The organism is Angustibacter aerolatus (assembly GCF_054776675.1).
Map to the genome: position 1 here is coordinate 1 of NZ_BAAHBM010000166.1, position 2,479 is coordinate 2,479.

The 2,479-nt window shown below is 79.4% G+C and carries 1 protein-coding gene; it reads left to right on the top strand.

Annotated elements, in window-relative coordinates; all coding sequences use genetic code 11:
• A partial coding sequence (locus tag ACYVI6_RS18470; protein ID WP_460447758.1) for a beta-ketoacyl [acyl carrier protein] synthase domain-containing protein occupies positions 1 to 2,479 on the top strand: 2,479 nt, incomplete at both ends.

Sequence of the window (2,479 nt, forward strand, 5' to 3'; positions counted from 1 at the left end):
CTGCGCGGCCGCGGCGGCGTGATCGTGCTGGTCGGCGGCACCGACCCGGGCACCGACGACGGGTGCGCGGCCGTCTGCGCCGCGGCCGTCGAGGCGCTGACCCGGCACCTCGCGGTGCAGCTCGCGCCGCACGGCGTCCGGGTCACCGCGACGTCCGGCGCCGGCGCGCCCGAGGAGACCGCCCGGCTGGTGGGCCTCCTGGTGTCCGACGCGGCGTCCGGCCTCACCGGGCTGCACCTCGTGAGCGGCCGGCCCGTCGCAGCAGGAGGACCCGCCGCGTCGCCCGCCCGCACGGCTCCCAGGCCCGACGCGGGTGCCGCCGTCACGCCGTCGAGCACGCCCGGCGACGACGACTGCGTCGCAGTCGTCGGCACCGGCCTCACCGTGCCGGGCGCCGACGGCCCCGGGCAGCTGTGGGAGCTGCTGCGCTCCGGGGCGCCCGCGTTCTCGACGCCCGGCGACCGGTACCGGTCCGACGCCTTCTGGGCGGCCGACCCCGGGGACCGCGACCGCACGTACGCCGCGACCGCCGGGTACGTGCGGACGCCGCGCGAGCCGGACGTCGCCGACGACGCGAGCCTGTCGGTGTCGTGGCTGCGCCGGGCGATCCGACAGGCGCTGCCGACGCCCGAGCACGCCCGGCTGCGCTCGCGGGTGGTGCTGGGTGCCTGCGCCGACGGCGACCAGCACCTCGAGGAGGCGCTCGTCGTCGAGGGCTTCACCCGCCGGCTCGCCGCGCACTGGCCGGGGGCGGCGCCGTCGCCCGACGCGCTGCGCGCCCGGCTCGCCGCGCACTGGCCGCTGAGCGCCGGCGCCCCCGAGGAGCACCTGCCGGACGGCGTCGCGGCGGCGGCCGTGGCCGGTCTGCTGCCCGACGGCACGCGCTGCACCGTCGTCGACACCGCCTGCTCGTCCTCCCTGTACGCGATCGACCTGGGCGCCGCCAGCCTGCTCGCCGGTGAGTGCGACCTCGCGCTCTGCGGCGGCTGGTTCATGGTGAGCCCGCGCTTCAACGTGCTGTTCGGCAAGCTCGACGGCCTGAGCCGGGCCGGCGACGTGCGCGCGTACGACCGCGGCGCCGACGGCACGATCTTCTCGGACGGCGCCGCCGTGGTGGCGCTGCGCCGGCTCTCGGACGCGCGGCGCGACGGCGACCCGGTGCTGGCCGTGCTGGCCGGCTTCGGCGCGTCGGCCGACGGCCGGGGTCGGGCGATCGCCGCCCCGAGCGCGGCCGGGCAGCAGCTCGCGCTGACCCGGGCCGGGCTGCCCGGCGGTCCGGGCGCCCGCGACAGCGCGTGGGTGATCGGCCACGGCACCGGCACCAGCGCCGGCGACTCGACCGAGCTCGCCGCCCTGGCCGGGGCGGGCGTCGGGCCCGGCACGCTGTGCACCTCCAACAAGGCACTGGTCGGGCACACCGGCTGGGCCGCGGGCGCGGTCTCGGTCGTCCACGCCGTCGAGGGGCTGCGCCACGACCTGGTGCCGGCGCAGGCGCGGCTCGAGGCGCCGCTCGACGTCCCCGACGGACCGGTCGTGCCGCTCGCGGAGCACCCGCTCCCCCGCCCGGCCGAGGGTCCGCGCACCGTCGGCGTCTCGGGCTTCGGCTTCGGCGGCACCAACGCGCACCTGCTGCTGCAGGACGCGCCGGCCGCCGGCACCCCGGCCCCGCGCAGCCGCGGCCGGCACACCGACGACGAGGGCGTGCTCGTCGCCTGGAGCGCGCACCTCCCCGGCGCGCCGAGCGCCGCCGAGGTCGCCGACCGGCTCGGCCGCGGCCTGCCCCCGGCCGACCAGGCGGCCTTCGCCACGCCGTACCCCGCGCCGCCCGTGCGGCTGACGAAGATGCCGCCGGTCGTGAGCGAGCGCGTGGACCGCACCCAGCTCATGGCGCTCGAGGTCGCGGCCCGGTTCGTCGACGAGCACGGCCTGCTGTGGGAGGGCCTGGAGGACACCACCGGCGTCGTCGCCGCGCACGCCGGGCCGAGCCGCTCGTGGCAGGACGCCGCGCTGCGCTGCTACGCCGACGACCTGCTGGCGCTCGCGGACGGCGACCCCGACCTGGGTGCGGCGGCCGCCGCCGTGGTGCGCGAGGTGCGCGGCAGCACCGTCACCACCAGCCCCGACAGCCAGCCGGGCCTGATGGGCAACGTCACCGCGTCGCGCCTGGCCAACCGCTACGACCTGCACGGCCCGGTGCTGCTCGTGGAGTCCGGCGCGGCCGCGACCCTCGACGTGCTCGAGGTCGCCGGCCGGGCGCTGCAGGACCACCGTCTCGACGTCGCGCTGGTGCTCTCGGCGCAGGGCGACGCCACCGACGAGCTGCAGCACCTGCTGTCCCGAGCGACCGGCGGCCTGCCGCTCGGTGAGGGCGCCTTCCTGCTCGCGCTGGCCCGTGCCGCCGACGCCGAGGCGCGCGGCTGGCCGGTGCTGGCCCGGCTCGTCGTCGAGGCCGACGGCGTGCGCACCGCGCCGGGCCGCG